The organism is Streptomyces sp. NPDC043726 (assembly GCF_056436565.1).
Genome location: NZ_JBWKCI010000002.1, coordinates 312,618 through 338,188 on the forward strand (window position 1 = coordinate 312,618; position 25,571 = coordinate 338,188).

22 protein-coding genes and 1 pseudogene are annotated in these 25,571 nt (G+C 72.3%); 9 read left to right on the plus strand and 14 right to left on the minus strand.

Annotation, left to right across the window (positions count from 1 at the left end):
- Positions 1-244: 244 nt before the first annotated feature.
- Both AC068Z_RS06125 and AC068Z_RS06130 read left to right on the plus strand, forming a co-directional pair.
- Positions 245-1,111, plus strand: coding sequence for an SAM-dependent methyltransferase (locus AC068Z_RS06125; RefSeq protein WP_478552778.1), 867 nt, complete (start codon positions 245-247; stop codon positions 1,109-1,111).
- Between the two features lie 28 nt (positions 1,112-1,139).
- Positions 1,140-2,105: a terpene synthase family protein gene (locus AC068Z_RS06130; protein ID WP_478552779.1), complete on the plus strand. Its 966-nt coding sequence runs from the start codon at positions 1,140-1,142 to the stop codon at positions 2,103-2,105.
- Between the two features lie 40 nt (positions 2,106-2,145).
- On the opposite strand, the gene AC068Z_RS06135 is transcribed toward AC068Z_RS06130, so the two are convergent.
- From AC068Z_RS06135 to AC068Z_RS06150, 4 genes and pseudogenes are all read right to left on the minus strand, one after another.
- Positions 2,146-3,234 (minus strand): ABC transporter ATP-binding protein, encoded by a 1,089-nt coding sequence (locus AC068Z_RS06135; RefSeq protein WP_478552781.1) that lies wholly within the window; start codon positions 3,232-3,234, stop codon positions 2,146-2,148.
- On the minus strand, positions 3,231-4,079 hold the full coding sequence (locus tag AC068Z_RS06140) for an ABC transporter permease (protein WP_478552783.1): 849 nt from the start codon (positions 4,077-4,079) through the stop codon (positions 3,231-3,233). The genes AC068Z_RS06135 and AC068Z_RS06140 overlap by 4 nt, the downstream gene beginning before the upstream one ends.
- Complete coding sequence (modA, locus tag AC068Z_RS06145) at positions 4,076-4,903, minus strand: molybdate ABC transporter substrate-binding protein (protein WP_478552785.1); 828 nt, start codon at positions 4,901-4,903, stop codon at positions 4,076-4,078. Before modA ends, AC068Z_RS06140 begins: the two co-directional genes overlap by 4 nt.
- Positions 4,904-5,018: 115 nt before the next feature.
- Positions 5,019-5,147: pseudogene (locus AC068Z_RS06150) on the minus strand (helix-turn-helix domain-containing protein); the annotation flags it as partial.
- Between the two features lie 139 nt (positions 5,148-5,286).
- On the opposite strand from AC068Z_RS06150, the gene AC068Z_RS06155 reads away from it, so the two are divergent.
- Positions 5,287-5,769 (plus strand): molybdopterin-dependent oxidoreductase, encoded by a 483-nt coding sequence (locus tag AC068Z_RS06155; protein ID WP_478553729.1) that lies wholly within the window; start codon positions 5,287-5,289, stop codon positions 5,767-5,769.
- 66 nt (positions 5,770-5,835) lie between these two features.
- Here AC068Z_RS06155 and AC068Z_RS06160 read toward each other — a convergent pair whose 3' ends face one another.
- A complete protein-coding gene (locus tag AC068Z_RS06160; RefSeq protein WP_478552787.1) occupies positions 5,836-7,173 on the minus strand; it encodes an MFS transporter in 1,338 nt (445 codons plus the stop codon).
- Positions 7,174-7,311: 138 nt separating this feature from the next.
- Between AC068Z_RS06160 and AC068Z_RS06165 the strand changes: the two genes are divergently transcribed.
- The 4 genes from AC068Z_RS06165 to AC068Z_RS06180 all read left to right on the plus strand — a co-directional run bounded on the left by AC068Z_RS06165 (position 7,312) and on the right by AC068Z_RS06180 (position 11,329).
- Entirely contained in the window at positions 7,312-7,671 is a 360-nt protein-coding gene (locus tag AC068Z_RS06165) for an ArsR/SmtB family transcription factor (protein ID WP_478552789.1), read from the plus strand.
- A gap of 536 nt (positions 7,672-8,207) precedes the next feature.
- A complete protein-coding gene (locus AC068Z_RS06170; RefSeq protein WP_478552791.1) occupies positions 8,208-9,293 on the plus strand; it encodes a GNAT family N-acetyltransferase in 1,086 nt (361 codons plus the stop codon).
- A gap of 135 nt (positions 9,294-9,428) precedes the next feature.
- Entirely contained in the window at positions 9,429-10,139 is a 711-nt protein-coding gene (locus AC068Z_RS06175; RefSeq protein ID WP_478552793.1) for an SDR family NAD(P)-dependent oxidoreductase, read from the plus strand.
- 8 nt (positions 10,140-10,147) lie between these two features.
- Entirely contained in the window at positions 10,148-11,329 is a 1,182-nt protein-coding gene (locus tag AC068Z_RS06180) for a lycopene cyclase family protein (RefSeq protein WP_478552795.1), read from the plus strand.
- A gap of 43 nt (positions 11,330-11,372) precedes the next feature.
- On the opposite strand, the gene AC068Z_RS06185 is transcribed toward AC068Z_RS06180, so the two are convergent.
- From AC068Z_RS06185 to AC068Z_RS06225, 9 genes are all read right to left on the minus strand, one after another.
- On the minus strand, positions 11,373-12,383 hold the full coding sequence (locus AC068Z_RS06185; protein ID WP_478552797.1) for a Rieske (2Fe-2S) protein: 1,011 nt from the start codon (positions 12,381-12,383) through the stop codon (positions 11,373-11,375).
- Positions 12,380-13,366: a phytoene/squalene synthase family protein gene (locus AC068Z_RS06190; RefSeq protein ID WP_478552799.1), complete on the minus strand. Its 987-nt coding sequence runs from the start codon at positions 13,364-13,366 to the stop codon at positions 12,380-12,382. Before AC068Z_RS06190 ends, AC068Z_RS06185 begins: the two co-directional genes overlap by 4 nt.
- Positions 13,363-14,886, minus strand: a complete 1,524-nt coding sequence (crtI, locus tag AC068Z_RS06195) for a phytoene desaturase family protein (RefSeq protein ID WP_478552801.1) — start codon at positions 14,884-14,886, stop codon at positions 13,363-13,365. Before crtI ends, AC068Z_RS06190 begins: the two co-directional genes overlap by 4 nt.
- A complete protein-coding gene (locus AC068Z_RS06200; RefSeq protein WP_478553731.1) occupies positions 14,883-16,013 on the minus strand; it encodes a polyprenyl synthetase family protein in 1,131 nt (376 codons plus the stop codon). Before AC068Z_RS06200 ends, crtI begins: the two co-directional genes overlap by 4 nt.
- Positions 16,014-16,086: 73 nt before the next feature.
- Positions 16,087-17,586 carry a cryptochrome/photolyase family protein gene (locus AC068Z_RS06205; RefSeq protein WP_478552803.1) on the minus strand — a complete coding sequence of 500 codons (1,500 nt, stop codon included), beginning with the start codon at positions 17,584-17,586 and terminating at the stop codon, positions 16,087-16,089.
- 14 nt (positions 17,587-17,600) lie between these two features.
- A complete protein-coding gene (locus AC068Z_RS06210; protein ID WP_478552805.1) occupies positions 17,601-18,965 on the minus strand; it encodes a cryptochrome/photolyase family protein in 1,365 nt (454 codons plus the stop codon).
- 32 nt (positions 18,966-18,997) lie between these two features.
- Positions 18,998-20,569, minus strand: a complete 1,572-nt coding sequence (locus AC068Z_RS06215; RefSeq protein ID WP_478552807.1) for an SDR family oxidoreductase — start codon at positions 20,567-20,569, stop codon at positions 18,998-19,000.
- A gap of 481 nt (positions 20,570-21,050) precedes the next feature.
- On the minus strand, positions 21,051-21,950 hold the full coding sequence (locus AC068Z_RS06220; protein ID WP_478552809.1) for an SDR family oxidoreductase: 900 nt from the start codon (positions 21,948-21,950) through the stop codon (positions 21,051-21,053).
- Between the two features lie 75 nt (positions 21,951-22,025).
- Positions 22,026-24,131 (minus strand): MMPL family transporter, encoded by a 2,106-nt coding sequence (locus AC068Z_RS06225; RefSeq protein WP_478552811.1) that lies wholly within the window; start codon positions 24,129-24,131, stop codon positions 22,026-22,028.
- Between the two features lie 74 nt (positions 24,132-24,205).
- On the opposite strand from AC068Z_RS06225, the gene AC068Z_RS06230 reads away from it, so the two are divergent.
- Positions 24,206-24,703 carry a MarR family winged helix-turn-helix transcriptional regulator gene (locus AC068Z_RS06230; RefSeq protein WP_478552813.1) on the plus strand — a complete coding sequence of 166 codons (498 nt, stop codon included), beginning with the start codon at positions 24,206-24,208 and terminating at the stop codon, positions 24,701-24,703.
- 59 nt (positions 24,704-24,762) lie between these two features.
- On the plus strand, positions 24,763-25,335 hold the full coding sequence (locus AC068Z_RS06235) for a DUF4383 domain-containing protein (RefSeq protein ID WP_478552815.1): 573 nt from the start codon (positions 24,763-24,765) through the stop codon (positions 25,333-25,335).
- Positions 25,336-25,571 lie beyond the last annotated feature (236 nt).

A 25,571-nucleotide genomic window follows, 5' to 3' on the forward strand; every position in this document is an offset into this window, starting at 1 on the left:
CAGGACCAGCACGTGTGCATCGGAACCAGTTCCGCGGCCGTCCCCCCGGCTGCCGTCGCTGTGCTCGCTCACGCGGTGCGGGGAGTTGGCCGCTGCAGACCGACGACGGGACGGGCCCCCCGACTGCGGCGCGTACGGAGCTGGGCTCCCGGCTTGCACAACGCGGAACCCCCACCAGATTCAGGAGCCCGTCATAACGCAGCTAAGTGAGAAGCCCGCACTGTCGGTCGCGAACCCATGTGAAGTGCCGCGCTACTACGCGCGCAAGACCGAAGCGATCCTGCACAAGTACGGCCCTGGTCCACGCGTTCATTTTCACGTCGGACTGTTCGCATCAGGAGCGGCCCCCAACACCACCGTTTCCCAGGCCGCTCTCAAGCGCCGTATCGTCGCAGCGCAGGAAGCCATCGTCGACCATGCCGCCCAATCCTGGGGAGCTTTCGACAGTCCCCCCGGATCCCTTCTCGACATCGGCTGCGGCGTCGGTGGCGGCTCGCTCTACTGGGCCATGGAGCACGGAGCCAAAGTCACCGGCCTCACCGTCGTCGGCGAGCATTTGCCGCTCATCAAGCAGTTCGCGCGGCAAGCCGAGGTCAGCGACCGGGTCAACGCTGTCCACGGCGACATCCACTACCTGAACGAGCGGCAGGCGTATGACGCCGCCTACGCCAACGAGTCCTCCGGATACATGGATCGCGAGCGACTCTTCCAGGTGGTGGCCCGCGCCTTGAAGCCAGGTGGCTGGTTCGGTATCCAGGAGCACTTCATCTGCCGCCCCGAATGGGCCGAGTTCATCAACGGCTACTACAAGACCTCCCTCGGCACCCTCACCGAGTACATCAACGCCGCGGAGGCCGCAGGCTTCGAACTCGAGCAGGACGAGGACGTCACGGACCGAGTTGCCGAGTTCTGGGTGCAGTCCATGGCCTGGAACACCGCCGAACTGGACCGCTGTGCTGCCGACGGAAGCACCATGCGAACGGCTTGGAGCCGCGAACGTCTCATTGAGTCCGCGCTCACCCACGGCAAGCTCTTCCGTATCTGGCGCGACCACGCCATGGAGACACGGCTGTTGTTGTTCCGGCTCACCGACACGAAGAACCGTTGCTGACAACAGCACCATCTCCAGGGAGACATGCATGGCCACCGCACCCGAGTGTGTCCTCGTCCTGCCACGGTTGTACTGCCCCGACCCGCCGAACGACCGTAACCTTCCCCGGGTCGATTCCCTTGGTGCGGCCGTCCTTTCCTGGTTCCAAGAACGCGACCTGCTGACCTCTGATGCCGAAGTCGACGAATACACGCGAGCACAGTTCGCCGATCTCACCGCACGCGTGTGCCCGCAAGGGAATGGCGAGCGCCTGGAAGCGGTGCTGATCTGGTTCACGCTCGCCTTCCGCATGGACGATCTCATCCTCGATACGACGGATGATCCCGTACGCAGGATCGCTGACGCTGTGCCGCGGTATCTCCGGGTGGTCGACGATCCTCACGCACCGCTCGCCGCCGATGATCCGCTCCTGCGTGCTTTCCGGGACTTCCAACTGATCATGCGTGATCTGTGCACGGATGATCAATGGTTCCGTCTGGCTGACGGATGGCAGGGTTATTTCCTGGGGAGCCTGTGGAAAGCCGTCCACGTGGAATCAGGGCGCCAGCCGTCGCCGTCCGACTACAAGTTCTTCCGAGCCGAAGATTCGACGATGATGCTGCTGTGGCACATCCTGGAAGTCGGCGCGGATATCGATCTGCCCCAGCCGGAGTTCGTCTCCAGCACCATGCGCTCGCTGGCCCGCATGGCGGCGAACATCACCAGCTGGCTCAACGACATCTACTCCTACCCCAAGGAGATTCTGCAGCCGGTCCGCCCGTCGCTGTCACTGCCCACCGTGCTCGCCGAGCACCACGGCCTGACACCCCAGGAAGCGATCGACGAGGCCGCCCGGCTCCATGACGAGGAAACCCGGAAATTCATCGCTCTGGCGGACGAGGTCGCACGCACCGCTTCACCACAGACCACCGACTACCTGTCGATGATGCGTCACTGCGTCCGCGGCAACTACGACTGGGAACGCCTCAGCGGCCGCTACTCAGGATGGACCTGATCACGATCCGCTCAGATCTCGGTGTCGGCGGGTGTTGCTCTCATACGGCGTAGGCATGGGTCTGTGTCGCCTTGACTGTCGCCCAGACCTCCGCCCCCGGATGCAGGCCCAGTTCGGCGGCGGCCACCGTCGTGAGGTCGGCGGCGAGGGGGAGTTGGCCGGTGAGGTCGGCGCGGATCTGGTCGCCGTGGGTCTCCAGGCCCGCCACGTGGCAGCGCCAGAGATTGCGGGCGCTCGTGCCGGTGGGGCGCTCGCGGAACAGGGTGACCGCGCTCGGTGGGAACGCCACGAACACCGGGCCGGTGAGATCCTCCGTGGTCGTGATGGCCGGTCCGGCGTCGAGGCGGACCGTGTGGCCTTCCGCGTGACCCTGGTAGAGGTTCAGGCCCACGAGTTGAGCGATGTAGTCGGTGCGTGGATGGCGGGCGATGTCCGCCGGGGTGCCTTCCTGGACGACCCGGCCGTGCTCGACGACGATCAGGCGGTCGGCCAGGACCATGGCGTCCAGCGGGTCGTGGGTGACCAGTACGGCCACTGCCTCGAAGTCGGCCAGGTGGCGGCGGAGTTGGGTGCGGATCTCCAGGCGGGTGCGGGCGTCCAGGGCCGCTAGAGGCTCGTCCAGCAGCAGGAGCCGGGGGTTCGTGGCCAGCGCGCGGGCGAGGGCGACGCGTTGGGCCTGGCCTCCGGACAGCTTGCGCGGCTTGGCCGCGGCGTGCTCGGCCAGCCCCATGCGGTCCAGCCAGGTGGCCGCCTGCGCGCGTGCCTCCGCCTTGGCCGTGCCGTGACAGCGCGGTCCGAAGGCCACGTTGTCCAGCGCCGACAGATGCGGGAAGAGAAGGTAGTCCTGGAAGACGACGCCGACCGGGCGGGATTCCGGCGGGGTACGGTCCAACTCGTCCCCGTCCAGGCGTAGATGGCCGTCGGACAGGGGGACGAGGCCGGCCAGTGCGCGCAGGGCTGTCGTCTTGCCGGCGCCGTTGGGGCCGAGCAGGGCGACCACCTCACCAGGAGCGACCCTGAGGGACACGTCCAGGCGGAAGCCGCCCCGGTCCACCACGAGTCGGGCGTCGAGTCCCGCCCCGGAGGTCTCGGCCGGGACGATGCGTGCGGTGTCGCGAAGTTCGGTCATCGTGCTGTCATCCAACGGTCGCGCAGGCCGGCCAGCACCGCGATCGAGACGGCCAGCAGCACCAGGCTGAGGGCGATGGCCGCCTCGGGGTCGCTCTGCAGGGCCAGGTAGACGGCCAACGGCATGGTCTGGGTACGGCCGGGGAAGTTGCCGGCGAACGTGATCGTCGCGCCGAACTCGCCCAGAGCGCGGGCCCAGGCGAGCACCGCGCCCGCCGCGATGCCCGGCGCGATGAGAGGGAGTGTGACCCGGCGGAAAGCGGTGAAGCGGGAGGCGCCGAGGGTGGCGGCCGCCTCCTCGAAGCGCGGGTCGGCCGCCCGCAGCGTGCCCTCGACGCTGATCACGAGGAACGGCATGGCCACGAACGCCTCGGCCACGACCACCCCCGCCGTCGTGAACGGCAAGGTGATCCCGAACCACGAGTCCAGCCACTGCCCGACGATGCCGTTGCGGCCGAGCGCCATCAGCAGCGCGACACCGCCGACGACCGGCGGCAGGACGAGGGGGAGGGTGACCAGGGCGCGTACGAAGCCGCGGCCGGGGAAGTCGACCCTGGCCAGCAGCCAGGCCAGCGGCACGCCGATCACCAGGCTCACCGCGGTCGCCGCCGTCGCGCACACCAGGGACAGCTGGAGCGCCTGCCACACCTCGGCGCTGGTGAGCTGCTCGGGCAGACTGCTCCACGGCGTTCGTACGAGCAGGGCGATCAGGGGCACGACCAGGAAGGCCAGGCCCAGTAGTGCGGGCAGCAGCAGGGGGAGGGGGGCGCCGGTGCGGGCGCGTCCGCGCCGCGGCCCACCCGTGCGGGGGTCGGCCGCGGCACCGGTCTTGTGCGGGGAGGTCACGGCTTGAGGAACCCGGCCTCGCTCAGGACCTGCTGGCCCTCGGCGGACCGCACGAGCGCGATGAACGCCTTGGCGGCCTCGGTGTTCTGCGAGTTCTTGAGCAGGGTGATCGGGTAGTCGTTGATGGCGTCGGCCGACTCGGGGAAGTGCACGCCCTCCACCTTGTCACCCGCGGCCTTCACATCGGTCTTGTAGACGACCGCGGCGTCCGCCTCCTTCAGCTCGACCTTGGTCAGCGCGGCCTTGACGTCCTGCTCGTACGAGACCGGCGTGAGCTTGAGCTCGCTGGCGTCGAGGGCCTTCCGCGCGGCGGCGCCGCACGGCACCTCCTCGTCGCACAGGACGACCTTCAGGTCGGAATTGGTGAGGTCCTCGAGGGAGTCGACCTTGTCCGGGTTGCCGGGCAGGGTGGCGATCTCCAGCTGGTTGCGCACGAAGGTGGCGGGCGTACCGGAGGCGTCCCCGGCATCCGTGACGATCTTCATCGTCTTAGGGCTGGCGGAGGCGAACACATCCGCCGGAGCCCCGCCGGTGATGCTCGCGGCGAGGGAGTCGCTGCCGCCGAAGCTGAAGGTGACCTTCGTGCCCGGGTGCTCCTGCTCGAACTGCCTGCCCAGCTCCTCGAAGCTCTCCTTCAGGGAGGCCGCGGCGAAGACGGTCACGTCTCCGGAGATCTTGTCCGAGGCGGAGCCCGACGCGGAGGAGTCCGACTTCGCCGACGAGGAGTCGTCGGAGGAGGAGCAGGCGCTCAGGGCCAGCAGCGCGGCGGCGCCTGCACCGGCCACCTGCAGGGTCCGGCGGTTCCGGCGCGCGGTACGGGTCATTACGGGTCCACTCCCTCTGGTCCTGACGGACTCAATCACCAACGGCCCTGAACGGGCCGGCTACGGCTTTTCGACGACCACGTCGGTCGGCTGCCCGGCGCAGGCGCGGGCCGCCCCCGGGGGTGATCCGGCGGCCCAGCTCGTCGTGCCCGGCGGTGAGTTTCCCGCCGTCGACCAGACGCCTCACGGTGTCGGCGCTGACGCCGAGTAAGGCGGCCGCGTCCCCGATCCGGTAGCTGTGCATGTGCCGATGATAATGCCGCAGATGCGAGGCGAAAGTCTCCTGTCGCTTTGCATGAGCCGGGACTGTGGTCTGCCATGTTGGCATGTGCGTTTGTACGGGACGCGGATCCGGGTACGGTCCTGCGCGGAGGTGGTAGCGCCTGAGTCGGTCCCTCGCAGCCGCCGGTACGGCCGCCGCTCGGGCGGCGGAGACAGTCCTGGCCGGAGATCTGGACCGCCTGGCCCGGCTGACGGTGGCCGACCTGCTGACCTGGCCGCAGCACGAGGCCGACGTCAGCTTCGAGTGCGCCACCAGCGGCATCCAGCACCACCGCTTCACGGGCCCGCTGCTGCACGACGTCCTGTCGGCGGCCGGTCCCGCCTTCGACCCCGCCCGCCGCAAGGACCGCCTGCGCTTTCTGATCGCGGTCTCCGGCGCGGACGGTCACCACGCTCTGCTCTCCTGGGCGGAGATCGACCCCGACTTCGGCCGCGCACCCGTCCTGCTCGCCGTCACGATTGATGACACCCCGCCCGACCGCGCGGGCCCCCAGCTCGTCCTGCCCCAGGAACGCTGCGGCGCCCGGCACATCAGCGGGATCAACGCGATCCGCGTGGACGGCGGTTACGCCCTGTGGGCGTGACGTCGGGCGGCACGTGTCCGGAGGGGACGGGCGCGCAGGGCTGCCCGTCTGATGCTGCGCCCAGGCTCACCGCCCGGCGTGGAGTGCGTCGGTGAGGTGCGTGTGGCTGTGCCGCCAGCCGTACGCCACGCGCCGGGCGCCGACCAGGTGGGGGTGCCCGGCGTGGAGGTCGGTGTGTTCGTGCTCCACGACAGGTCGGTCCCGCTGCGGCCAGAGGCGTACAGCGAGCAGCGCGGCGCCCAGTGAGATCGCGCCCAGGCAGAGCACGGCCGCCTGGAGACCCGCCGTTGCGCCGAGCCATCCGGCCAGTGGGTACGTCAGCAGCCAGCAGCCGTGGGAGAGGGAGAACTGGGCCGCGAACGCCTGCGTTCGCCGCTCGGGCGGGGCCGAGCGGCGGATCAGGCGGCCGGTCGGCGTGAGCACCATCGAGCACGCGGCGCCGAAGGCCCCCCACGTCACCAGCAGGGCCGGCCAGCGCCAGCCGTCGCCGGCCATGGACAGAGCACCGAGGCCGATGAAGACCAGGGGCAGCGTGAGGGCGCCGGACAGCATCACCGCGCGGTCGGACACGCGGTCCAGGAGGCGGGGCAGCAGCAGGGCCACGGCCATCGAGCCGGCGCCGTACGCGCCGAGCGCCAGCGACACGTCCGCCGCACCGCGTCCCAGCCGATCGCGCACGTAGACCACGGTGTTGACGGTGACCATCGCGCTCGCCGCCGCCACGGCCAGGTTGAGCACCAGCAGGGCCCGCAGACGTGGTGTGGCGAAGAACAGGCGGGCGCCCGCTGTGGCCTTGGCGTACACGCTCTCCCCACGACTGTCCGGAGCCGCCGTCGGTTTCGGCAGCACGGCGGACACCACCAGTACGGCGGAGGCGAGGAAGCCGAACACCGTGCCCAGGAACAGCCAGTTGTAGGTGATCAGGGAGAGCAGCGCGGCGGCCAGAGCGGGGCTGAACAGGCTCTCCAGGTCATAGGCGAGCCGGGACAGCGACAGCGCCTGGGTGTAGTCGCGTTCGGCGGGCAGGACATCGGGGATGACGGCCTGGAAGGTGGGCGTGAAGGCCGCGGACGCCGACTGGAGCAGGAAGATCAGGACGTAGACCTGCCAGACCTGGTCCACGAAGGGCAGGGACAACGCCACCGTCGCCCGTACCAGGTCCGCGCCCGTCATCAGCGCGCGGCGCGGGAGGCGGTCGGCCACCGCCGCGACGGCCGGAGCGATCACCACGTAGGCCGTCATCTTGATCGCGAGCGCGGTGCCGAGCACCGAACCGGCGTCGGCGCCCGCGATGTCGTACGCGAGCAGGCCGAGCGCCACGGTCGCCAGGCCCGTGCCGACCAGGGCGATGACCTGGGCGGTGAAGAGGCGACGGTAGGTGCGGTTGCGCAGGACGGAGAGCATGCGGAGGTCTCCCGGGCCGGTGAGGGCAGGCGCGACGCAATCCATCGTAGCGACACTTGCGCATCTGCGCACATATCAATGTCAGGGTGCTGCCGTCCGCCCCCGCGTCCGCGCGCTGCGGCCTCTACCCTGGTGTGCATGCCTCCTCGCGAGCCCCTGCCACCTGCGTCCGATGCGCATCTGCGCGCCCCGGACAGTGCCCGTCTCGCGGAGGCCACCGAGGTGTTCGCCCTGCTGTCGGACGCGACGCGGCTGCATCTGCTGTGGCTGCTCGCCCAGGGTGAGTCCGACGTCGGCTCACTGACCGAACGGTGCCGGGCCTCGCGTACGGCGGTCAGTCAGCACCTGGCGAAGCTGCGGCTCGCCGGGCTCGTGGAGACCCGGCGCGAGGGCCGCCACATCCACTACAGCCTCCGGGACGGCCACCTGCGCCGCCTGGTCCTGGAGGCCCTGAGCCACGCCGACCACCGGGTCAGCGGCAAGGCGCCGCACGACTGACCTCAGCGGGATTCATGCGACGGCAGGGGTAGTTGCCGCGCAAATGTTCCGATACGCCGCTCTCCCCGAAGACCCCCGTCGGCCGTGTCTCTGTCGCACGATGGGCAGGACATGACGACGCTCGCACTCCTGCCCTTCCTGGCACTCCCGCCGCTTCGCGGCCTGGCCGGGAGGAGGGTGCTGCCGACGGCGTTCTTCGCCACGTCCGCGACCGCGCCGGCCGCCGCCGGCCGGCATGCGGCCCTCTTCGACTGCGACTTCCCCGTCCTGGATACGGCTTTCCACGGTGCCGCCCAGACGGTCTGCCATCTCGTGATGACGCTGCGCGTGTCCTGGTCCGGCGGTGTGCGCGGCGGGCAGGACGAGAACGCCGGAGCCGAGGGGCCGCCGAGCACGGCTCGACGAGCTCTTCCAGCGCCCTCCGCACAGCCCCCGGCCCGTCGCTTTCCGCATGCCTGCCTGATTTCCCCGCCCGTGTGCTTGCCGGCACGTCCGCTTTCCCGTACGCCTGTTTTCCCGCCGCACCAGGAGCTCAGATGCCCTCACCGCGTATCGACGTCTTGCACCCCAGCGACCTCGCCGCCGCCGACGTCGCACGGTGGAATGAACTGCGGGCCCTGACCGCACACTTGCCCAACCCCTTCATGAGCGCGGAGTTCACCCGAGCCGTCGGCCGGGTGCGGTCCGACACCAGGGTCGCCGTCCTGCGCCGCCGTGGGGAGCCGATCGGCTACTTCCCCTACCAGCAAGGGAGATGGGGGCACGGGGCAGCGGTCGGCCTGGGCGTCTCCGACTGCCAGGGCGCGGTTCTGCGGCCCGACGTGGATCTGGACCCCCGGCACCTCATGCGGGCCTGCTCCCTGAACGCCTGGGAGTTCAACCACCTGGAAGGCGGCCAGGAACTGTTTCTGCCGTACGCCACGGGCGGGTTCGCCTCACCCGTCGTCGACCTGTCCGACGGTTTCGAACGGTACGAGGAGCACCTTCGGGCGCGCTCTCGTGGGTTCCTCAAGGCGGCACGGGCCCAGGAGAGGCGCATGGCCCGCAACCTCGGCCCCCTGCGCTACGTCCACGACGAGCGGGACCCCGCGGCCCTGCGGACCCTCATCGCCTGGAAGTCCGCCCACTACCTCCGCACCGGCCGCCGGGACCCCTTCGCCCAGCCCTGGATCGACCGGCTCGTGGAGTCGCTGGCCGCCACCACGTCAGCGCACTGCTCCGGCATCCTGTCGGTGCTGTACGCGGCCGGCCGCCCCGTGGCCGCGCACTTCGGCCTCAGCTCCCGGACCGTGTTCTCCTGCTGGTTCCCCTCCTACGACCGGTCGTTGGCCACCTTCTCGCCGGGCCGCGTCCTCTACCTGCGGATGATCGAGGGGTGCGCCGCGTCGGGGATCCGGCAGGTCGACTTCGGCAGGGGGCAGGCGGCGTACAAGGACTCCTTCAAGACCGGGGATCTGCTCGTCCACGAAGGAGCCGTGCGCGCGGCCGGTCCGGGTGCCGCCCTGCACTGGCTGCGCCGCGAACCGATGCGAGCCGCCCACCGGTTCGTCCGTGAGCGACCCGCGCTGAGGACGGCGGCGCAACGCGCCCTCGGGACGATCGGCGCCGTACGGACCCGCTGACGGGCGGATGCCGTCGCGGCGAATGTCGCTTCGGCCGACGGCTCTGCATCCACACGGGTCGGTCAGGTCGAAGGATGGAGGCGGGTCAGCACGATGCACCGAAGCCCGCCCGGACCTGGCGATGTGGAGCGAGTCGTGGACATCAATGGCGCACGTGTCCTGGTGGCCGGGGCCACCGGCGTGCTCGGCGGTGCTCTCACCGCCGAGCTGAGCCGTCGAGGAGCACACGTGGTGGCCGCCGGACGTGACCGGCACCGCCTGGCCCACCTCGCCCGGACCCATCCGGGAGTTCCCACCGTGGTCTTCGACGCGTACGACCCCGGCTCCTGCGCGCGTGCGGTGCAGCACTCCGCCGCCGAACTGGGGGGCCTGGACGCCGTCGTCACCGCCTTCGGCTGCGTCGCCTTCGGCCGGGCGGGCGAGGTCGGTGACGAGGTCGCCGAGCATCTGATGGCCGTCAACTTCCTCGCGCCCGCCGCGTTCTTCCGTTCCGCACTGGGTGTGCTGGCTCCCGGCTCGGCGATCGCCGCCTTCACCGGGGTGGTGGCCGACCGGCCGCAGCCCGCGATGGCCGACTACAGCGCCTCCAAGGCCGCCCTGTGCGCGTGGCTCGACGCCGTGCGCCGTGAGGCGCGCGGCGCCGGGGTGCGGGTGCTGGACATCCGGCCGGGCCATCTGAGCACCGGTTTCGCCGACCGGGCGGTGGCCGGGACGGCGCCGCCGTTGCCGCCGGGAGCGGACCCCGGCAGGGTCGTCGAGGCCGTGGTGGACGCACTCGGGTCGGACGCCGAACTCGTGCGCACGGCGCCGGACGGCGTCCCCGTGGTCGAGCGGCAGGCCAGGTGAGCGGCGGCGTGGGAGGAGCGGCGGACGCCTGCGACGTGGTCGTCGTGGGAGGCGGGGCGGCCGGACTGAGCCTCGCGCGCCGGCTGGTGGGCGAGGGCGGACCGCGCGTCACCGTGGTCGAGCCGCCGGACGGACCGACGAGGCCGCCCGAACGCACCTGGTGCTACTGGGACGAAGAGCCCCGCGAGTTCGAGGAGGCGATCACCGCCTCCTGGTCCCGGCTCCGGGTGCACGGCGCCGACGGCACCGCCATCACCGTCGACCCGGCGCCCCTGCGCTACCGGATGCTGCGGTCCACGCGGTTCGAGGAGCTGGTGCACGCCCGGCTGGCGCGCACGCCCGGCGCACGCCTGCTGCGCGCGACGGCCGACGACGTCCGCGACGTGACCGACGGCGCCGAGGTCCGCTGCACCGCACCCGACGGCCGGCGACTGACCCTGCGGGCCCGCCACGTGTTCGACTCCCGCCCGCCTCGCGCCCTGCCTCCGGCCCGTACCGTGCTGCTCCAGCATTTCCGTGGCTGGTTCGTACGGACGGACGCGGACCGCTTCGATCCCGCGGTCGCCGACCTGATGGACTTCCGGGTCCCGCAGCCGCGCCACGGGCTGGCCTTCGGCTACGTGCTCCCCCTGGCCCGGGACCGGGCACTGGTGGAGTACACCGAGTTCTCCCGGGCCGCGCTGACGACCGAGGCGTATGAAGCGGCGCTCGGTCACTACTGCCGAAAGGTCCTGGGGCTCGGCGCGTTCGCTGTGGAGGGCGCGGAACAGGGCGTCATCCCCATGACCGACGCCCGGTTCCCCCGCCGGGTCGGCGCGTCCGTCTTCCGTATCGGCACGGCAGGGGGCGCCACTCGCCCCTCGACCGGCTACACCTTCGCCGCCGTCCAGCGTCAGAGCCGCGTCATCGCCGCCGCTCTGCGCGAGGGGCGGGCCGTCGCGCCCGCACCGCACTCCTGGCGCTCGCTGGCGATGGACGCGGTGTTCCTGCGGGCGCTGGACACCGGGCGGATCGACGGACCCGCCTTCTTCACCGGGCTGTTCAGCCGTGTCCCCGGCGAACGCCTGCTGCGCTTCCTGGACGGTGGCACCACGCTCCGGGAGGACTTCGGCGTCGGACTGCGCGTCCCCGTCGCTCCCATGCTGCGCACCGCCCTCGAACTCCCCTTCCTGCCCCGCCACCGGACCTGAGGCGAGGGGCCGTCGGCTCACCCGGCCCGTGAGGACCGTCGGCTCACCCCGGGAATCGCCCGGTGCTGCGCAGGGCCCAGCGGCGTTCGGCGTACGCCATGTCGTCGCGCCACAGGCGGCCGGCCGTCCCGCGCAGCACCGGCCGCAGCAGGGGAGCGGCGGCCCGGGCCAGTGCGAAGCCCCGCCGGTCCGAGGCGGCGACGACCGCCTCGATCACCGCTGTCCGGGGCCGTTCGTCGCCCTCCCCGGTCAGGGGGGTGGCGTGCGTCTCCACCACGGACGTGGCGCCCTCGCCCTCGGTGATGCGCATGACGACCGTGCGCGGCTCCGGCGCGGTGAACTCGGCTTGTACCGGCACCACCAGCCGGCCTGTCACGCGGAAGGAGACGTCGACGACGAACGCGTCGTCCTCGGCTCCCTCCGGCTCCCGGACCACCTTCAGGTCGACGAACGAGTACGGGTGGAACCAGGAGCCGTGCCACGGGTCGAGCCGGTTGGCGACGACGTCCTGCGGCTCGCACCGGCCCACCGCCGTGAACACCGAGTCCAGCCCTCGTCCCGGCGCTGGGCGGGCCGGGACCACGGGACGCTCCGACGGGACCTCACCGCCCGCCGCGTCCAGCCGCACCCACACCAGCACCCCGTCGTCATGCACGGGATAGGGGCTCCAGCCGGCGTACGGGGTGCTGTCGAGGGCCAGTCCGTGCCAGTGGCACACCAGGGTTCCGCACACCACCCGGCTGTCGCGCAGGGGAGCGCCCAGGTGCGGGCAGGCGCCCGGACCGGCCCGCAGGTCTCCCGTCTCGGAGCGCCACAGCACCACTTCCAGGCCGCTCACCGTCGTGCCGTACGGGCGCCCGCCCGCGCGCACGTCCCGCGAGGCGCCGACGACGAACCAGTTGCCGGACGGACGGGCCGACGCCCGCTTGAGGGCGTCGGCGATCAGCGCGGGCCGCGCGTCGCGCCAGGTCGGTTTCTGCGCGGCCCAGTCGGGGGCGCCGTGCCGTCGCCGCAGCGGCGACGTCCACCGGCCGCCGTTCCTGTCCTTGGTCACGTCCTGTTTCCCTTCTCCAGGAGTGCCGCGCCGTCGGCCGTGCGGCGACCGCGGGCGCATCGGCGGGCACCGAGCACCTGGACGGCACCGGCGGCGGCGATGGCGGCACGGCGCTTGCGCGACACCACCGCACGGCGCTGCAGCACCGAGTAGTCCTGGTCCGCGATGGCGTCGAGGATGCCGCCGTAGAGGATGAACGCGGTGCGGATGCAGGGGCGTACCCGCGGGTCGAGCATCGCGATGCCGGGTCTCGCCCTGCGGTACACCTCCCTGGTCAGGGCCTCGGCGGCGACGAGGGCGGCGCGGATGCGCGGGTCGCGGCGCCCCGTGCGGCGGCTCCACTCCAGCAGCGGCCGGTCCACGCCGTGCGCGGCCAGCAGGTCCGCCGGCAGGTAGACGCGGCCCCGGTCCAGGTCCTCGCCGACGTCCCGGAGGAAGTTGGTGAGCTGGAAGGCCTCGCCGAGGGCTGCCGCGTGGGGTGCCGCCTCAGCCCGGGGCACGACCGTCCCCAGCACCGGGAGCATCTGCAGTCCGATCACCGCGGCCGAACCGTGCATGTAGGTGCGCAGGTCTGCGTAGGTGGCGTAGTCGGTGACGGTCAGGTCGGTGCGCATCGAGGTGAGGAAGTCGGCGAAGAGCGTGTGGTCGATGCCGTACCGGTCGGCGGTGTCGGCCACGGCTCGCACCACCGGTTCGTGGGCGGTGCCCGAGCGCAGGGCCGTGGCGAGGTCGTCGTCGAGGCACTTGAGGAGCCGGTCGCGTTCGTCCGGTGTCCAGACCAGGTCGAGGTCGTCCACGACGTCGTCCGCCCAGCGGGCGAACCCGTACAGGGCGTGCACCGCCGAGCGGCGTTCCAGCGGCAGCAGCCGGGTGGCGAGGAAGTAGCTCTTGCCGTGGCGGGCGTTGAGCTGTCGGCAATGGGCGTAGGCGGCGCGGAGGGCGGGGTCGGTGATGCCCGCGGCATCCAGTTCACGGGTGGTCATCGCTGCCTGCCGAGGGCGGGGCGGAGGGCCGGGCGGGCGCTGCCGCCGGTGATGCGGGCGGCGGCGAGCTTGCCGCTGACGAGCACGGTCGGGACCCCGACACCCGGAGTGGTTCCGCACCCGGCCAGCACTACGTTGTCCCAGCCGCGGACCACGTTGCGGGGCCGGAACGGTCCGGTCTGGGCGAACCGGTGGGAGACCGAGAACGGGCTGCCCGCCGCGTGGCCGTAGGCCGTCCAGTCCAGCGGTGTCACCAGCAGCTCCTCCTCGACGCTCGCCGCGAATCCGTCCAGCCCGCGGCGCTCGAGTTCGGCGAGCAGGCTGTCCCGGTAGCGCGGGCCGAGGTCGCGCCAGGCGGCGGCCGTGGGGCCGACGGTGGTGTTGGGGCAGGGGGCGAGCACGTAGTGCAGGTGGCGGCCGGGCGGGGCCAGGGAGGCGTCGTGGGTCGTCGGCCGGGTGATCAGCAGGGAGGGGTCGCTCATCAGCGTTCCCGAGCGGGTCAGTTCCTCGAAGGTGCGCTCCCACGCCGTACCGAAGGAGAGCGTGTGGTGGGCGAGCCGGGGCCAGGTGCGGTCGCCCCCGGCGTGCAGGATCACCGCCGAGGGGGAGTGGCTGAGCGGTACCGGCCGGCGGGGCGCACCTCCCAGCAGGCCGTACGCGGCGGGGAGTTCGCAGCTGAGCACCACCGCGTCGCAGGGGACGCGCTCGCCGGAGGTCAGCCGAACGGCGCGAACCCGGCCCGCGGAGCGTTCCAGCGAGCCGACCTCCGCCGAGAACCGCAGGTCCGCTCCAGCGTCCGCGGCGGCGTCCGCCATGGCGCGGGGGACGGCGTGCATGCCGCCCTTGGGGAACCAGACACCGGCGACGGTGTCCATGTAGGCGATCACCGCGTAGGCCGCCAGCGCCCTGGCGGGGGCGACTCCCGCGTACAGCGCCTGGAAGGAGAAGACCCGGCGCAGACGCGAGTCGGTGAGGAAGCGGCCGATCTGCCGGTCCAGCCGCCCGAAGCCGCCGAGCGCGGCCAGCCGGGCCAGATCGGGGTGGAGCAGCTGGACGGGCGAGTCGAAGTTGGCGTCGATGAAGCGCCGCATCTGCGCGGCGTACAGCCGGGTCAGCCAGTCCCGCAGCCTGCGGTAGCCCGCCGCCTCCGCGGGCCCGGCGAACCGGCGGACCTCCTCCTCCATCGACCCGCCGTCGGTGTGCACGTCGAGCGAGGTTCCGTCCGCGAAGTCCGCCCGGTAGGCGGGGTGCAGGGGCATCAGCTCGACCCTGCGGGCGAGGCTGTCGCCGACGGCGGCGAACGCCTCGTCGGCCAGGTGCGGCATGGTCAGCACCGTCGGCCCGGTGTCCACCTCGTAACCGCCCAGGCGCACCCGTCCGGCCCGGCCGCCCGGCCCGGCGTCGCGTTCCACGACGGTGACCCGGCGGCCCGCGCCCAGCAGGTGCAGGGCGCAGGCGAGGCCGGACAGCCCGGCGCCCACGACGACGACGTGGTCGGTCGGTCCCGCCACCGTCCTCATGCGCCCTCCCCGCCGAGAGGGACGACCGAGCCCGTGGCCCGCTGCACGAGGGCGGCGAACTCCCGTCGTACGGCGGGTTCGGCGCCGGTCGCCTCGAAGTGCCGCAGGCTCGTGCCCGCGAGCTCCGCGATCTTCGCCTCCACGGTCTCCCGGGCGCCCACGCGTTCGAGTGCCGCGCGCATCCGCTCCACCGTGGTTCCGGTGCCCGCGCGGAGGTGGGCTGCGGCCAGCCGGTCCCCGCGGACCTCGGCGAGCTCCACACCGACGGCGAGGAGATAGGTCAGCTTGCGGGAGCGCAGGTCGTCCTCGGCCGGCTTGCCGGTGCGCACCGGGTCACCGAAGGCGCCCAGCAGATCGTCCCGCAGCTGGAACGCCAGTCCCGCGCACCGGCCGGCGGCGTACAGCGCGTCCAGCGTGCGGGCGTCGGCCCCGGTCAGCGCGGCCCCCAAGGCCAGCGGACGCGCCACGGTGTACAGGGCGCTCTTCAGGGTGGCGACGGCCAGGGCTTCGTCCGTACGGGACGAGCGAGCCGCCTGCGCGTGGAGGTCGCGGTACTGTCCGGCCACCATCTCGCCGCGCATGGCCTGCCATTGCCGGTGCAGCGAGGCGCCGTGCGGCGACGCGAGCGCCGTCTCCGTCAGGAGGTCGTCCGCCCAGGCCAGCGCCAGATCACCGGCGAGTACGGCGGCGGACGTGCCGAACCACTCGGCACGCCCGGACATGCCCGCGGCCCAGTGCGCGCGGGCGAAGTCGACGTGCACGGCGGGTGCCCCGCGGCGCAGCACCGACTGGTCCATCACGTCGTCGTGTATGAGCGCGCACGCCTGGAGCAGTTCGAGGGCGGCGCCGGTGCGCAGCACGGCCGAGGGATCCCCCGAGCCGCCCGCGGCCCGCCAGCCGCACCAGGCGAACGCCGTGCGCAGCCGTTTCCCGCCGCGCAGGACGAAGTCGCGGACGCGTGAAGCCACCTCACGGGCGAACAACGGGTCCGTACCGTGCGCGCGGTCGAGGGCAGCGGCGAGCCAGTCCTCCAGCACCGCCCCCACGGCGTCGGTCGCCTCGCGAGCGGTGAGCCCGGCGTCGACGACCTGTGCCGCCTCGGTCGCCGCCGGCCGCAGTCCCAGCATGCACAGCCCCTTTTCACCCTTGGTCATCTGCACACCACGGCTTCTGCCGAGTGCGCCGGAGTGGATGCACCCATCACGGGGGTGCGTCCTGCCGTACGCGCTCCTGCTCCAGGACGTCCGCCAGATCACCGAGCCGGTCGAGCTGTCGTACGGCCTGGGCGGTGCGGTGCTGGTGGGCGAGCCGGTCGCGATGGCGGTCGATGAAGGTCCAGTAGCCCGCGGTGTACGGGCACGCGTGCTCGCCGGTCCGGTCGCCGGGGCGGTAGACGCAGGGACCGCACAGGTCGCTCATCCGGTTCAGGTAGGCACCGCCGGAGGTGTACGGCTTGGTGGTCATACGGCCGCCGTCGGCGTACTGGGACATGCCGACGACGTTGGGCACCATCACCCAGTCGTAGCCGTCCACGAAGCACCGGTGGAACCAGTCGGTGACCGCGGCCGGGTCCCAGCCCCGTTGGAGGGCGTGGCTGCCGAGGACGAGCAGCCGGGGGATGTGGTGCGTCCAGCCGGTGTCCCGCACCTGCGCCAGGACCGTACGCAGACAGCGGGCCCGGACGGCGTCCGCGTCCAGGTCGCTCCACCAGTCCGGCAGCGGCGCGGTGTGCCGCAGCGCGTTGCTGTGCCGGTAATCCTCGCCGAAGTACCAGTAGAGCTGCCACACGTACTCGCGCCAGCCGGCGATCTGGCGTACGAAGCCCTCCACGCTGTTCAGCGGCGCCTGCCCGGCCCGCCACGCGGCCTCCGCCTGCTCGACGCACTCGGCGGGGTCGAGCAGGCCCAGGTTGAGCGAGGAGGAGAGCAGGCTGTGGCTCATGACGGGGTCGGCGGCGAGCATGGCGTCCTCGTAGGGACCGAAGGTGGTCAGCCGGTGCTCGACGAAGCGCCGCAGCGCCGCCCTTGCCTCGGTGCGGGTGGCGGGGAACAGACGTGGTCCGTCGCGCCCGACGAAGCTCACGTCGCCGTCCTTCTCCCACCGGTCGAGGTCGCGGCGGACCTCCGCGTCGATCTCGTCCTCCCGTGGCCGGTAGGGGCGGCCGACCGGGAGAACGTCGGCGTCACGCGGCGGGGGCTGCCGGTTGTCGTGGTCGAGGTTCCAGCGGCCGCCGGCGGGCTGGTCGCCGTCCATGAGCAGGTCGTGGCCGCGGCGGACCCAGCGGTAGAAGTCCTCCTGACGCAGCCGCTGCCCGCCCCGGCCGTCCGCCCACGCGCTGAAGTCGGCCATCGGCACCAGGAATCCGCGCGCGGGACCGAGGGTGACCCGGGGCAGGGAGCGCACCAGCCGCAGGGCGGCGTACGAGGTGGGGTGGTGGACCGTCACCGGGTCGCGGCCCGCCGCCCGGGACAGGCCCTCCCGGTAGGTGTCGGCGCGGACGTAGGTGACCCGGTCGCCGAGTTCGGCCGCCCGGTGGCGCATGGCGGACAGCACCAGGTGTGCCTTGGCCCGGTGGAAGCGCCGGCGCCGGAGCACCGACCGGGCCTCGATCATCAGCACCGGGGTGTCACGGCCGGGGCCGCCGTCGTCGCCGGGACACAGGAAGTGAGGTCCCAGTTGGTCACCGAAGAGCCAGTGCACGGGTGTTCCTTCCGTCAGTTCCGGCCCCGCGCGTGCTTGAACCGCGCCAGACCGTCCCCGAGGTCGATCATGGGCGCGGGATAGTCGCCCCGCTCGTCCTCCGGCAGCCGCCACGGTTCGTGCACGCGACCGCCCCCGACGTGCCGCAACTCCGGCACCCAGCGCCGGACGTACTCCCCTTGCGGGTCGAACCGCTTGCCCTGGACGACCGGGTTGAGGACGCGGTGGGGACGGGTGTCGGTGCCGGTTCCGGCGACCCACTGCCAGTTGAGCTGGTTGTTGACGATGTCGCCGTCCACCAGCAGATCCAGGAAGTGCCGGGCGCCGATCCGCCAGTCGACGTACAGGGTCTTGGTGAGGAAGCTCGCCGTCAGCAGCCGGGCCCGGTTGTGCATCCAGCCCTCGTGGCGCAGCTGGCGCATGGCCGCGTCGACGACCGGGTAGCCGGTACGGCCGTCCCGCCACGCTGCGATGTCCTCGGCCGCGTCCTTCTCGGACCGCCACTCGTCGTCGCGGCCGCGGTAGTCCCGGACGGAGGCGTCGGGCCGGGCGGCCAGGACCTGGTGGTGGAAGTCCCGCCAGCACAGCTGCCGTACGAAGGCCTCCGCGCCGGGCCCGCCGCGCGTACGGGCGCGGTGGACGAGCTCCACCGGCGAGAGGGCACCGAAGTGGAGGTAGGGCGACAGCCGCGAGGTCGCGTCGCCCGGCAGGTCGTCGTGCCGCTCCTCGTAATCGGCCAGGTCATCGCGGAGCCACCGGGAGAGCCTTTCGCGTCCGGGTCCCTCGCCGCCGGCGGGAAGGCCCGGTGACAGGCCGGTCTTGTCCTGGGGAGGCAGTGACTCGCCGCTCACGCCGTCGGGAACGCGGACGGTCCGGGGCGCGGGGCAGATGTCGCGCAGGCGCTCCTGCGACCACCGCCGGAAGTACGGGGTGAAGACGGCGTAGTGGTCGCCGCCGGTGGGCGTCACCGCGCCGGGGGCGACGGCGGTGATCACGGTGTCGTGGACGTGCAGCTCCGCTCCCTGCCGGCGCAGGCCGTCGCGCAGCTGTTCCTCCCGGCGCTGGGCGTATCCGGTGATGCCGGCCGCCATGTGCACTTCCGTCGCCCCGCATTCGGCGGCGACAGCGCGGACCTGGCGGACGACCGGTCCCGAGCGCACGACGAGCCGTCCGCCGCGTCGGCGCAGCGCGGCGTCGAGGTCGGTCAGGCAGTCGGCGAGGAAGGCGCAGCGGTTGGGCGCGTCGAAGCCGGTCGCGTGGACGCCGGGGTCGCGGACGAACAGCGGGACGACCTCGTCCGCCGCCTCGACGGCGGCGCGCAGCGGCGGGTGGTCGTGCACGCGCAGGTCCGACGTGTACAGGACGACCGCGACGGTCATGGAAACTCCAGATGGTGCGATGCGGGAGCGTTCTACTGCCGCACACTTCCGCCGCGGCGCGGTCGTCGGATGCGGGAGGCGCCGTACGGATCCCGGCGCGCGCTCATGCCCTTGGCGGCGGCCTGGGTGATGTTGCGGGCCATGCCGCCGAAGACGAGGGCGTGGAAGGGGGAGACGGACCACCAGTAGGCGTGGCCCAGCAGACCGCGGGGATGGAAGAGCGCGCGTTGCCGGTAGCGGGTGCGGCCCTCGGCGTCGGTCTCGGTGTACATCTCCAGCCAGGCCAGTCCGGGCAGCCGCATCTCCGCTCGCAGCCGCAACAGCCGTCCGGGCTCGATCTCCTCGACCCGCCAGAAGTCCAGCGAGTCGCCGACCCGTAGGCGTTCGGCGTCGCGCCGCCCCCGGCGCAGACCGACCCCGCCGACGAACCGGTCGAGCCAGCCCCGCACGGCCCAGGCCAGCGGGAAGGAGTACCAGCCGTTGTCACCGCCGATGCCCTCGATCACCTTCCACAGGGCTTCCCGGGGCGCGTCGACCGGAAGCCGCCGCTCGTCCTCGTAGAGGCTGCCGCCGGCCCAGTCCGGGTCGGTGGGCAGCGGGTCGCTGGGCGCTCCCGGGACGGCGGCGGAGGACCAGCGGGTGGCGACCTGAGCCTCCCGGACCCGCCGCAGCGCCAGGGACAGCGCCTCGTCGAAGGGCTGGGGGCGGCCCGGAAGGTCGGGCACGTAGCGGGCGATGTCGTGTTCCTGGCAGACGACCTCGTGCCGCAACGACTCGGTCAGCGGCCGGGCGAGGGAGGCGGGCACCGGGGTGACCAGGCCGACCCAGTGGCTGGACAGCCGTGGCGTCAGGACGGGGACCGGCACGATGAGCCGCCGGGGCAGTCCGGCGACCGAGGCGTAGCGGCACATCATGTCCCGGTAGGTGAGGACGTCGGGTCCGCCGATGTCGAAGGCCCGGTCGACGTCGTCGGGCAGGGTGGCGCAGCCGACGAGGTAGCGCAGTACGTCGCGCACTCCGATGGGCTGGGTGCGGGTGTGGACCCAGCTGGGGGTGACCATGACGGGCAGGCGTTCGGTGAGGTAGCGCAGCATCTCGAAGGAGGCCGAGCCCGACCCGATCACGACCGCGGCGCGCAGGACGGCGGCGGGCACCGGCGCGTCCAGGAAGATGCGGCCCACTTCGGCCCGGGAGCGCAGATGCGGTGAGAGCGACCGCTCGGGGACGTCTCGCGGGGTGAGCCCGCCGAGGTAGACGATCCGGCGCACACCGGCGGCGTGCGCCTGTTCGGCGAAGATCCGGGCCGCCCGGCGGTCGGTGTCCTCGAATCCCGGGCCCCCGCCCAGGGCGTGCACCAGGTAGTAGGCGACATCGACGTCGCGCAGGGCGGCGGCGACCGACTCCGCGTCGGTGACGTCGCCCCGGACCGTCTCGACGTCCCCCGCCCAGGGATGGTCACGCAGCTTGCCCGGCGAACGCGCCAGACACCGCACCTGGAACCCCGCCTCCAGCAGGTCCGGCACGAGACGCCCGCCGATGTACCCGGACGCCCCGGTCACCAGACAGCGCAGCGGCCCTTCCGTGCCGTGCCGGTCCGTACCCATACCCGCCCTCCACGCTCTCTCGCCCGGCAGCCGTGCACCACGGCGCGGAAACGGCCACGCCCAGGTGCTCATACGACCACTTCGCCCGAACCGCCGCCTCCGGATGCGGGCCGACCGTGTCATGGGGGCGGCGTGGAGTCGGTGGCCAGTTGTGTTGCCGGGGTGGCGTGGAGTCGGTGGTCCGTCGTGTCGTCGGGGGCGGCGTGAAGTCGGCCGCCAGTTGTGTCGTCGGCGCCGTGCGGAGTCGGTGGTCCGTCGTGTCGTCAGGGGTGGCGTGGAGTCGGCCGCCAGTCGTGTCGTCGGGGTGGCGTGGAGTTGGTGGTCCGTCCTGTCGTAGTCGGGGACGGCGTGAAGTCGGCCGCCAGGTGTGTCGTCGGCGCCGTGCGGAGTCGGTGGGCCGCTCGGCCGCGAAGGGGGCCCGGCGGTCAGTTTGTGGGCGGCCCCGCAGGCGGATGCCGAGGCGCCCGCCGCCTTGTGCCCGCTATCGCGCCTGCCGTTCGACGGACTGGGTACCGGCCTGGTCGGCCCGGCCGCCCTCGCCGAGCAGTCCCGTGGCGGTGAACGGTTCCGCGGCGGCCAGCCGCGGCAGTTCGCGGCGCGAGAGCATCGTGACGACCGCCGGCATCGCCGCGCGCACCAGTTGCGTGGACCGCAGCCAGCCGGGCACGTAGACGGACGGGCGGCGCCGTTCCACGGCGGTGACGAGCCGCCCGGCGACGTGGTCGACGGGGTAGACCTTGCGCGCGGGCGGCGGCATGTGGCCCCGCAGTTCGCGCAGTACGGCGTGCTCGTCGGCGTCGCGGACCATGTCGGTGTCCGTCCAGTTGATGTAGGCGATGCCCACGCCCACGCGCCGGTGGGCGACCTCGGCCCGCAGCGCGTGGGCGAAGGACTCGACGCCGGCCTTGGAGGCGCAGTAGGAACTCATCATCGGAGCGGCGGCGATGGACGCGAGCGAGGCGACCTGGAGGAAGAAGCCGCGCGTGGCGTACAGGTCCGGCAGGAACGTGTGGGCGGTGACGGCGCTGCCGATGAGGTTGACCTCGACGACCCGGCGCCAGACCACGAGATCGGCCTCCTCGAACGGGCCGCCCTCGGCCACCCCCGCGTTGGCGATCACCACCGACGGCGGGCCGAACCGCGCACGGATCTCCTCGGCGGCCTGCCGCATGCCTCCGGCGTCCGTCACATCGACCTCCCAGCACGCCGACTCGCCCGGGAGGGCGTCCCTGACCTGGGCCAGGGTGCGTTCCTCACGGCCGAGCAGCGCCACCCTCGCGCCCTTGCGGGACAGGTCCCGCGCCAGCCCCGCGCCGAGGCCGCGCGCGGCTCCGGTGACGACGGCGGTACGGCTGTGCAGCGGGCTCCGGGTGAGCGGCATGGCAGTTCCTCTCCGCGAGGGCACTCGCCCGGCCCACGCTAGGCGCGGACCGGGCCGTCGGCATTCCGGCGGTCGTCAGACCGGCTGGGTCTCCCGTTCCGGGGCGTCGACGCGTCCGCGGGCCAGGGCGCTGGGCCACCACGCCCTGGGGCCGATGTCGATGACCAGCGCGGGCACCAGCAGCGACCGCACCACGAGGGTGTCCAGCAGGACCCCGAAGGCGACGATGAACGCGATCTGGACCAGGAACGCCAGGGGGATCACCATCAGGGCCGCGAAGGTGGCGGCGAGCACCACCCCGGCCGAGGTGATCACCCCGCCGGTGGTGGTGAGCCCGAGCAGGACTCCCTGCCGGTTGCCGTGCAGCAGAGCCTCCTCCCGGACCCGGGACATCAGGAAGATGTTGTAGTCCACGCCGAGCGCCACCAGGAACACGAAGCCGTACAGCGGCACCGAGGCGTCCGTCCCGCTGAACCCGAGCAGGTGCTCGAAGACGAGCGCGGACACCCCCAGCGTGGCCAGGAAGTTGAGTGCGACGGTCGCGACCAGCAGCACGGGGACGAGCAGGGAGCGCAGCAGCACCATGAGGATCAGCAGGATGATGGCCAGCACGACCGGCACGATGACCGCGACGTCCCGGGCCGCCGTTTCCTGGGTGTCGTACTGCTGTGCCGTGTAGCCGCCGACCAGCGCCTCCGCTCCCGGGACGGCGTGCACGCTCTCGCGCAGCCGCTCGATGGTCGTCTTGGCCTCGTCGCTGTCCGCGGCGGACGTGAGGGTGGCGTCGATGCGGACCCGTCCGTCGACGACGAGCGGCTCTCCCGCGCCCGGCCGCCCGGAGGCGGAGACGGCGTCGGCCGAGGCGATTCCCTCGGTGTTTCGCGCGGCGGCGGCGACCTGGGTGAGGCGGTCGGCGTCGGCGATGATCACGGCGGGGTTGCCGGAGCCGCCGGGGAAGTGCTCGCTGAGCGTGCGCTGTGCGGCGACGGAGGGCGCGTCGTTGACGAAGGTCTCGTCGAGGGGCACGCCCTGGGAGGACAGGGTGGGCGAGAAGGCCGCGAAGCCCGCGAGGACGAGCGCGGTCACCGCCCAGGTCCGGCGCGGTTTGCGGTCCACCGTCGAGGCGACCCGTCGCCACAGGCCGCTGCCGGCCGTGCCGGTCTGCTTCGGCCGGGACGGCCAGTAGGCGGCACGGCCCAGCAGGGCCAGCACGGCGGGCAGGAAGGTGAGGGTGGACAGGACGGCACACACGATGCCGATGGCGCCGACCGGCCCCAGGGCGCGGTTGTTGGTGAGGTCACTGGCGAGCAGGGCCAGCAGCCCGAGGGCCACGGTGGCGGCGGAGGCGGTGATCGCTCCGAAAGAGCGGCGTACGGCGGCCACCGCTGCCGCGGCGCGGTCCCCGCTCGCGGCGAGTTCCTCGCGGAAGCGCGCGGCGAGCAGCAGGGCGTAGTCGGTGGCGGCGCCGATCACCAGGATCGACAGAATGCCCTGGACCTGGCCGTCGACCCGGACGATGTCCCGCTCGGCCAGCGCGTAGACGACGGCGCACGCGAGCCCGAGGGCGAAGACGGAACCGAGGATGATCAGGAACGGGAGCAGGACGCTGCGGTAGACCAGCAGCAGGATGAGCAGCACGGCGCCGAGGGCCACGCCCAGCAGGAGCCCGTCGATGCCCGCGAACGCGTCCGACAGATCGGCCTGGCTCGCCGCCGGTCCGGCGATCTGCGCCGTGGCGCCGTCCACGTCCCCAGCCGCCTTGCGAATGGCTTCGAGGGCCGTGGGGAGTTCGTCGCCCAGGTCGGGTGCCAGCTGGACGACGGCCTGCATCGCCTGACGGTCCTCGGAGGGCAGGGCGGGGGAGGGGCGGCCGACGAATCCGGGCTGTCCGGCGAGTTGGGCCATGGCCCGGGTGGCGGCGCTCTGCTGGGCGGTGCTGATCCGTTCCCCGTCCGCCGTCCAGACCACGATGGCGGGCAGGGTCTCGGACTGGTCGAACGCCTCGCGGGCGTCGAGCACTTGAGTGGACTCGGCACTCCGTGGCAGGAACGCCGCCTGGTCGTTGGTGGCCACCTCGCCCAGCTTCCCGGCGTAGGGGCCGAGCGTGCCCCCGACACCCAGCCAGACGGACAGCAGGACCACGGGCAGCAGCCACCGGGCCAGGCGCGGTGCGATTCTCATGAGCTTCCCAAGCAGTGAGCGGAATAGGTCAACCGTAAAGTATCTCAATCATCGAGCGATTTTATACTTGGGTCATGACCACTCCTGGCATGCCCTCGCAACCTCTTCTCCGCGACGACCCCACGGGGTTGCAGTCCTTCGCCGTTCTTCTGCGTCGGATGAACGGCGAGTTCAACCGCATCGCCCAGGAGTTCGCCCAGGCTCAGGGTCTGCACCTGACCGACGTCCAGGCGCTGATCGCCATCCTCGACGCGGACCCCGACGAGGGCCCCATGACTCCCGGCCGGCTGCGCCGGCAGCTCAACCTCACCTCCGGCGCGATGACCGCCTGCGTCGACCGGCTGGAACGCGCGGGCCATGTACGGCGGGTCCGGGCCGTGGACGACCGCCGCGTGGTCCACCTGCACTACGCGCCCGCGGCCCGAGGCCTCGCCCGGGACTACTTCCGTCCCCTGGCCCGCAGTACCGACACGGCGCGCGGACGGTTCAGCGAGGAGGAACTGGCGGTGGTCGTCCGGTTCCTGACCGAGATGAACCGGGAACTCGTGCTCCTGCGCGAGGGCCCGGCGTAGCGGACCCGAACATACGGGGCAATCGCATCCGTACAGTCCCAAACCGCCGAATTGCGGGCATGAAGCTACGAGACGAACTTCCGGTAGACCACCACCTGGCGACCGTCTACCGCTACGGCGCCGGCCTGTGCGGCCTGATCCTGCTGACCTTCTCGGTCCTCGGCTTCGCCGACGCCCTCAAGCCCTTCGACACGGCGGGCGACACCATCGCCGGGATGACCACCAACATCGCCCTCAGCGTCATCTCCGCCGTCGTGGGCTTCGCGCTGCTCGCCGGAGCGGTGATCGGCGGCAACTTCGCCTCCACGCTCAACATGACCGTGGGCACGCTCTTCGTGCTGAGCGGTTTCGCCCACCTGTTCGTCCTGGACCGGCCCGCCAACGTGCTCGACTTCGGAATGACCAACGTGGTCTTCAGCTTCGTCATGGGCCTGCTGATCGCCACCTTCGGCATGTACGGCCGGGTCTCCAGCAAACTCCCGCCCGACAACCCCTACTGGCAGCGCAGGCACCCCGAGAAGGCGGCCCGGCGCGGCAGGTCCGCGGCCCCGGCCCTGCCGGTCGCGGCGGCACCGGCCCTGCCCGCGTCCCAGCCGACCGGCACGACGGCATCCCGGCGAACGGCTGAGTGAGGCACGAATGACGCCCCTGCCCGAGCCCCCGCCCGCCGAATGGTTCAGCGAGCGCATCCGAACGGGCTCCGACAGGGGAAGCACGGACAAGGTGCACGGGAGATGAGGGAAGGAGGAGCCGAGACGGGAACAGGAGGCGGAGCGGGCCCCGGCTCGACGCCCCCGCGGACCACCCCGAGGACGTCGTGCCGCCGTACATCCTCGACAGCGGCGAAGGAGACGGCCCGGCCCCCCTC